Genomic DNA, 7,448 nt, shown 5'->3' with positions numbered 1-7,448 from the left:
TTAGCGCAGGAGCGAGCTGGCGCAAGGCGTGGCTAGACTGACGGTAGGAAGTCTAGACGGAGGGTTTGTAATTTAAAATTAGATATTTAGTTTAAGCAAACTCCCCTTTCTTTACCTACGTTTCTCTCCGGTAAATTCATTCCCCTCTTCAACTGAAGAGGGGAGCCACGTAGTTATTGTTTATTGGAATTTGGAATGGGATATTAACTATGTATCTTTTATAGTAAACTTTTAAAGCAAACCAAATCAAGGTATTTAAAAACATTTAATAAAAAATAGCTAAACCAGGGCTCCTCCCTTTAGTTACGGCCAAGCGTTAAGAAATAGCCCTGTGGTCCCGATAGCTATCGGGATTAGCGCAGGAGCGAGCTGGCGCAAGTCGTGGCTAGACTGACGGTAGGAAGTCTAGACGGAGGGTTTGTAAAACCCACAACCGACAACCGACACCCGACAACTCACAACCGTCAACCATTAACAGATAACCGAGAACATACAACCAACAACAAAAATACTTGTATAATTTGTCTAACTTGTTATCTTTACTCACACAAACAGCAAACATGCCTAAACAAGGGATACATTTTAATATTTCTGAGCGTAAAATATTATTAAGGGTGGTCGATATGTTGGCAATTCTAGGTATGTTATATCTGGTAAGTTCCTTGTTTGCCTTCGATTATTTTAAGCCGACCCCTGAAAACTGGACCTGGGTGGTGGTTTTGTTGCTTTACATCAGCGTTTTTGGTACCGTGTTTGAAATATACGACCTGCAAAAAGCCAGTAAACGGGAAAAGGTCTTCAGTAATATTGTGCTAACAGCTTCGGTAACGGTGCTTTTTTATCTGTTAACCCCCTTTTTCACCCCCTTTCTTCCTGCCAATAGATTGCAGATTGCCTATTTTTATTTGGCCATCATTACTGCTCTATTCCTTTGGAGGTTGCTATACATCAGTTTTATCATTTCTCCCAGATTTTATAAAAAAGTATTGATTGTAGGCGAGACATCCAACATAGAAACCATTGTGGATGCTTTTAAACACTCCGATCCCAACTATAAAATTGTGGGTTTTATCAATTGCGAAGCATCCCATAAAGACAGCTTGAAATACAAAGGCATCCCTGAATACGCCTGTTCCGAAATCCATCAAATAATTGATAGGGAACAGGTTTCTGAAATTGTGGTTGCCAGTTATAATGCCGAAACCATAACCACCGATATATACAACGATTTGATATTGCTCTTGGAACGTGGCTTTCCCATAAAGGAATACACCCAGGTGATTGAGGACATGACCTATCGGGTTCCCGTACAGTTTGTAGGGAAGGACTTTTACAAATATTTCCCTTTTAGTAGAAGCAATCAGAACAAACTCTATTTGTTTTTCCATAGGTTGTTCGATTTGCTCTTCTCTTTACTGGGGGTCTTTATAGGCTTACTGATAGTGCCCTTTGTATTTTTGGGGAACCTGATTGCCAATCGGGGGCCTTTGTTTTATTTTCAGGAACGCGTTGGTAAAAACGGCAAGCCTTTTTCCATCGTTAAATTCCGCACCATGATTAAAAATGCCGAACAGCATGGTGCTGTGTGGGCAGAGAAGAACGACGCACGTGTGACCCCATTCGGAAAGTTTTTAAGACGTTCCAGATTGGACGAATTCCCTCAGTTTTTAAACATCTTAAAGGGGGATATGAGCTTGATAGGCCCCAGACCCGAACGCCCTTATTTTGTAAAGGAACTCTCGCAGGTCATCCCATTTTATGAAACCAGGCACATCATCAGGCCGGGACTTACCGGTTGGGCACAGGTAAAGGTACGTTATGGCTCTACCGTTGAAGATAGCTTGCTGAAACTCCAATACGATTTATATTACATCAAACACCGAAGTTTTTTTTTGGATGCCAATGTGATTGTGAAAACCCTTAGTACCATGTTGTTTTATAGGGGACAGTAGGGGGTTGGCTGTTCTCGGTTTTCGGTTGTCTGTTCTCGGTTGTCGGTTAAGGGTTTTTAAAAAATAGTCTTTTTAGTATCAATTATAATTTTTGAATTTCACTCACAACTCACAACTCACAACTCACACCTCACAACTCACGCCTCACGCCTCACGCTTCACGCTTCACGCTATAATACCAAACCAAAAACACATATCTAATGCCTAAAGCAAGAAGTAGAGGTAGTAGTGCCAAAGCAAATACTTGAATGCCAACCACCCAATGGAAGCTTAAAAGGCACAGCATAATCACCAAGAACTTTATATACTTAATAAACCATGCTTTAGGAGTTTGTTTAAAAACCTGTCCAATCACCAAAAGATTGAGGGCAAAGGCCCATAACAGATTGTAATTTTGGGCTGTGGCTTCGTGGTCTGTGGCAAACCAAAGCAAAAGGATCAGGACCCCTAGCAGTCCTGTGATGGAAAAGATAATCAGGTCCAGGATTTTGGTCCTGCGTTGTTTGTTATAATCGGTATAGGTAATCCATAGAATAAGAAGACCCAATAAACTAAAGACCAGAAACGGACTGAACAGAAAGTTATTGGAGGTTTCTGTTTCCCGTTTTTCAAATACCATACGGTCTTGCGTTACCAAGGGTTGTTGGTTGGGGCCAAGGGTGGCTACCTCAAAGAACCTGTAGATGTATTTGGGCAAAAACATATGTTCTTCGGGGGTGGCTTTTCTATCAATTACAGAGCCCAGTGCCAGGTCTATGCCCACACTGCCCCAGGTATTGGCATCCAGTTGGTTTTGAATCAGGGTTCTAAAACTTTGGGGCTGGAATCCTTCGGGTTGGTTAAAATCAACCTTGGCATCCACATTCACAAGCAGTACATCTTTGATCTTGGTAGCACAGTTATCATAGAAAAAGTCGTAGAGATAGGCCCTGTTTTCGGGTTGCATGTTATGGACCAGATAGGCGTAGATGTCCTGTTTTTCTGCTGGGCTTAGATTAAGGACTTGCTCTTGAATGGTTCTGTTTTGATAGACATAACTATTGTAAAAATCGCTGTAAGCATTCCTTCCTATTAAATAATGTAATTTTCCTTGAGCAAATTTCAGGTAGAAATTTGGGGTATTGAAATCGTAAATCCCATAGTTATAAACGTCATCTATCCCTAAGCCTTTGTCTTTCACCCTAAAGGCACTATGTCCAAAAGCATCGTTTAGGGAGGTTCCAGGACCTATGGAAAGGACGCTTATTTCAGCTTGATCGGAAAGAGATCGGACTTGTGAAAAGCTGGTTAGGCATGTCAGGAAACAGATACAAGCAATGAAGAATGTTTTTATCATCTATTTAAATTTTATCAAGAACCTATGGTTCACTTATTTAATTATTTCGGTGGGTATCAAGCTTTGCCCTGCCAAATGCCCATTATAGGCTTTCATAAGTTGGGTTTATAGGTTTCAAAAATAGTAAAAAGTACTTAGTATTCTGTGTTGAGTGTTGAGTATTGAGTATTGAGTATTGAGCTTAGAGCCTAGAGCATAGAGCATAGAGCATAGAGCATAGAACATAGAGCATAGAACATAGAGCATAGAACATAGAACATAGAGCAAAGAACAAAGAACATAGAACATAGAGCCTAGAGCATAGAACATAGAGCCTATAGCCTAGAGCATAAAGCATAAAGCATAGAGCATAGAGCCTAGAGCTTTGAACCTTGAATCTAGAGTCTTGAACCTTAAACCTCTTTAACGAAAAATACTGAAATCCAATTTCAGGGAGAACACATTGGAGTATAGGGCAATACTTTGATCGCCAATATCCGTAAAGGCATAATCCACCTGGATGCCTTTGTAGTTAAAGCCTACGCCCATGCTTGGTTGAAAGCTCACCCGATCGCCATCCAGGATTTGTGTTTCATTTTGAAAGTTACCAACCCCAGCACGTAAGTAAATCATGTCTATATAGCCAAATTGGAGGCCTAGGGCCGGATTGATACTGGCAAAGGAGGTAGAGATCAGGTCGTTGTTTTCTTCAAAACGAATGTTTAGGTCCACTTCTGCCAATAGGGAATAATCGTATCTGATAATAAACTTTTTGGAGACCCCAAATTGCAGTTTAGGGATAGTGATTTCGGTAGTTTCCGGAAGCTCTTGGTTTTGACCTTCCACGGCATTTTGAATGGTAGCAAATTCTTCCTCATCAATGGCCCAAGCATTATAGGTGGTCGTGATATCCCTGGCCATGATACCAAACTTCCATTCGTTTTTGGTTTCAAATTGAATGGCAGCATCCAAGCCAAAACCCCAGGAAGAAGCAAAATCGCCTATCACACGACGGATGACTTTGGCATTGATTCCATAATTTAAGCCATCCAAAGGGAGTTTTCTGGCATAGGAAAACGTCACTCCATAATCGGCTGTGGAGAACAGGCTGATCCTATCGTAATTGATGTTCCCTTCATCATCTATCAGTTGGGTGGTGTTTAAAATATCATCCACAGCAAAACGTATCAAGGAGATGCCAATGGCACTTTTTTCATCTATGGGCATGGCAAAGCCTATGTAGTCGTAATTGGCTATGCTTTCAAAGTAACTGGAGTGCATTAAGGCCAATTGTTTGTCTTCTAAATGTACCAAACCTGCTGGATTCCAATACCCGGAATTGACATCGGCAGAGTGGGCCGTAACGGCATTGCTCATACCCAAAGCAGCTGCATCCACACCAATGTTCATAAACTCGTTAGAGTATTTTCTAACGGCTTGTCCAAAAACCGTTACCGAAATGAAAAGAAGTAGTGTTGTTAGTTTTGTTTTCAAAAGCCAATTTATTTCTGCAAATATGCCATATTTTTTCAACATATTAAACTTGAAAATGGGGTACTTATTGTGTAATTGTTGTTGGTACACCAAATAAACGTTAAAATAATCGATTAAATTCGTTTCTATTTCCTTTATATTTCAACATAAAATATATCCATAACTAAGGCTAAACTTATATTTCTTATTTCAATTGAAGAACATATAATTCAAATGGATTATCCATTATTTTATTATTCATTTGGTAATAGACAAAAATAGTTTGTTATTTTTACAACCAGTAACTCCTTTTTTAATGAAACAACAGATACCTAATTTTGTAACCTTATTGAATTTATTCTCTGGCTGTTTGGCCGTACTGTTTGCTGTCAACAACCAGTTTGTTGCTGCTTCCTGTTTTGTGGCTCTGGGGATTTTCTTTGACTTTTTTGATGGCCTATTGGCCAGAAAGCTGCAAGTGCAAAGTGCCCTTGGAATCCAATTGGACTCCTTGGCAGATATGGTTACCAGTGGTTTGGTTCCCGGAATCATTATGTTTAAGTTGCTGGTTATGGCAAGCGATACCAAGGATTTGATTTCATTTTCAAACGATTGGAACAGTGCCATGCATTGGCAGGAATTTCAATTTGCACCTTTGGCACTGATAGGGTTTCTTATTACCATGGCTTCGGCTTACCGTTTGGCCAAATTCAATATAGACGAAGACCAGCAAGCTTATTTTAAAGGTCTGCCAACCCCTGCCAACGCTTTGTTGGTGTTGTCTTTACCCTTGATAATGGAATTCCAGGATAATGATGCCATCAATCAAATAATTTTAACCCCATGGTTTTTAGTGCTTTTTACTGTTATCAGTTCTTACCTGTTGATTTCTCCCATTAAATTGTTTGCTTTAAAATTTAAGGATTGGGGATTTAAAACCAATGCCATACGTTATCTATTTATTATTTTGTGTGTGGTCTTGTTGGTCGTTCTTCAGTTTGCTGCCATTCCTGTGATTATTATCATGTATATTATTTTGTCGTTGTTGGGGCAAAAAGGGATTTCATAAGCTAAGATCACAGAAAGACATTGAGGTCCAAAACGTTTTTGTAGTATGGTGAGTGTTGTGTGGTTGGGGTTGCAGTTTTCAATTTTTTGCTTTGAGTTTGTTTTTCTCGTATTGTTGTAAAGGTCTCAAGGTTTTGAAGGTGTGCGTTTTAAGGACTTAGTGTTCAATGACGGTTGCAGTGCTCAATACGGATTAATGGAACTTTGATTTTTGAACTTTGAATATAGATTATAACATATGGCTTCAGGATTTTTTGCATTGTTGGATGATATAGGTGCCCTTATGGACGATGTGGCAGCCATGAGTAAAATAACGACCAAAAAAACCGCTGGGATTTTAGGCGATGATTTGGCCGTGAATGCCGAAAAAGCATCTGGTTTTGTCTCTTCCAGGGAATTGCCCGTACTTTGGGCCATTACCAAAGGCTCTTTTTTAAACAAGCTCATTATTTTACCAGTGGCTTTTTTATTGAGTGCTTTTTTACCTTGGGCAGTGACCCTTATTTTAATTTTGGGAGGCGTGTATTTGGCTTTTGAAGGAGCCGAAAAGGTTTATGGGTTTTTTGTGCCTCACAAAAAGAGCCCATCTGTTGTGACCATGGAAACCCCTTCAAAATCGGAGGTTTTGGAGATGGAAAAGAAGAAAATTAAATCGGCCATCCTAACCGATTTTATCCTTTCTGTGGAAATCGTAATCATTGCCTTGGGAACCGTTGTAGGCCAAAGCATTTTATTTCAGGTCTTGGTGGTTTCGGTAGTGGCGGTTATTGCAACCATAGGAGTGTATGGAATCGTGGCCTTGATTGTACGTATGGACGATTTTGGGTTGCGTTTGATACAGTTGGGAAATGGCAAAGGGATATTAAAAGCCCTTGGGAATTTTTTGGTGCAAGCCTTGCCTAAGGTGATTAAATCGCTTTCTGTTATAGGAACACTTGCTTTGTTGCTTGTCTCCGGAGGTATTTTTGTCCACAATTTGGAGTTTTTACATCATGTTTTGGAATCTTGGCCTGGTATGCTTAGGGATTTTGTGGTTGGTTTAGTTGTTGGGTTTGTAGCGGTTTTTGTGGTAAAGGCTTTTAAAGTTGTTTTTAAAAGCAAGGGGTAGTAAGGTCAATAATAAAACGCCATTTATGTATAAAGAGGAAGATTTTTTTATTTATTTTTTTTAAGTGAAAAAAGTAAACAACAGCCTAAGTAAATGGTCTTTTAATTTAACGATTTACATCTTCATGTACAAAACCATACATCAATATTATCTATATGTTTTAACCAATAAAACCAACGGCACTTTATACATTGGTGTCACTAACGATCTTGAACGAAGAATGTTCGAACACAAAAACAAATTAGTTGCAGGTTTTACTAAAAAATACGGGTTAAATAAACTTATATATTTTGAAACGTATCAATATGTTAATGATGCCATAAAAAGAGAAAAGAATATGAAGAAATGGAAACGCCAATGGAAAATAGATTTAATTGAAGAAGAAAATCCTTGTTGGAACGATTTATCAAAGGATTGGGTTTATTTGATTGATTAGGGAGTTTATATAAATTTGAATGCTTTTAAATTTTAATTGGATTCCTGCTTTACTCATAAATTCTTATTATCTTATATTGAATTCGTGAATCTTCGA

The 7,448-nt window shown here is 39.0% G+C and carries 6 protein-coding genes; 4 read left to right on the top strand and 2 right to left on the bottom strand.

The features are described from left to right. The first annotated feature begins 560 nt into the window (after nucleotides 1-560). Nucleotides 561-1,952 (top strand): sugar transferase, encoded by a 1,392-nt coding sequence (locus D778_RS14005; protein ID WP_007651909.1) that lies wholly within the window; start codon nucleotides 561-563, stop codon nucleotides 1,950-1,952. 151 nt (nucleotides 1,953-2,103) lie between these two features. Here the strand turns inward: D778_RS14005 and D778_RS14000 are convergent, their stop codons facing one another. Both D778_RS14000 and D778_RS13995 read right to left on the bottom strand, forming a co-directional pair. Continuing rightward, nucleotides 2,104-3,288, bottom strand: a complete 1,185-nt coding sequence (locus D778_RS14000; protein WP_007651907.1) for a lipoprotein N-acyltransferase Lnb domain-containing protein — start codon at nucleotides 3,286-3,288, stop codon at nucleotides 2,104-2,106. A gap of 402 nt (nucleotides 3,289-3,690) precedes the next feature. Next, nucleotides 3,691-4,761 (bottom strand): putative type IX sorting system protein PorV2, encoded by a 1,071-nt coding sequence (locus D778_RS13995; protein ID WP_040492759.1) that lies wholly within the window; start codon nucleotides 4,759-4,761, stop codon nucleotides 3,691-3,693. A gap of 295 nt (nucleotides 4,762-5,056) precedes the next feature. Here D778_RS13995 and D778_RS13990 point away from each other — a divergent pair, with 295 nt between their 5' ends. The 3 genes from D778_RS13990 to D778_RS13980 all read left to right on the top strand — a co-directional run bounded on the left by D778_RS13990 (nucleotide 5,057) and on the right by D778_RS13980 (nucleotide 7,352). After that, complete coding sequence (locus D778_RS13990; RefSeq protein WP_007651904.1) at nucleotides 5,057-5,809, top strand: CDP-alcohol phosphatidyltransferase family protein; 753 nt, start codon at nucleotides 5,057-5,059, stop codon at nucleotides 5,807-5,809. 237 nt (nucleotides 5,810-6,046) lie between these two features. After that, nucleotides 6,047-6,916, top strand: a complete 870-nt coding sequence (locus D778_RS13985) for a DUF808 domain-containing protein (RefSeq protein ID WP_007651903.1) — start codon at nucleotides 6,047-6,049, stop codon at nucleotides 6,914-6,916. Nucleotides 6,917-7,040: 124 nt separating this feature from the next. Beyond that, the gene (locus tag D778_RS13980) at nucleotides 7,041-7,352 is read left to right on the top strand and encodes a GIY-YIG nuclease family protein (protein WP_007651902.1); all 312 of its coding nucleotides are present in this window, start codon (nucleotides 7,041-7,043) and stop codon (nucleotides 7,350-7,352) included. Nucleotides 7,353-7,448: the final 96 nt, after the last annotated feature.

The sequence above is a fragment of the Xanthomarina gelatinilytica genome (assembly GCF_000348685.1).
GTDB lineage: Bacteria > Bacteroidota > Bacteroidia > Flavobacteriales > Flavobacteriaceae > Xanthomarina > Xanthomarina gelatinilytica.
The sequence above is the reverse complement of the archived record's forward strand: the minus strand, read 5'-3'. Positions and strand labels throughout refer to the sequence as shown.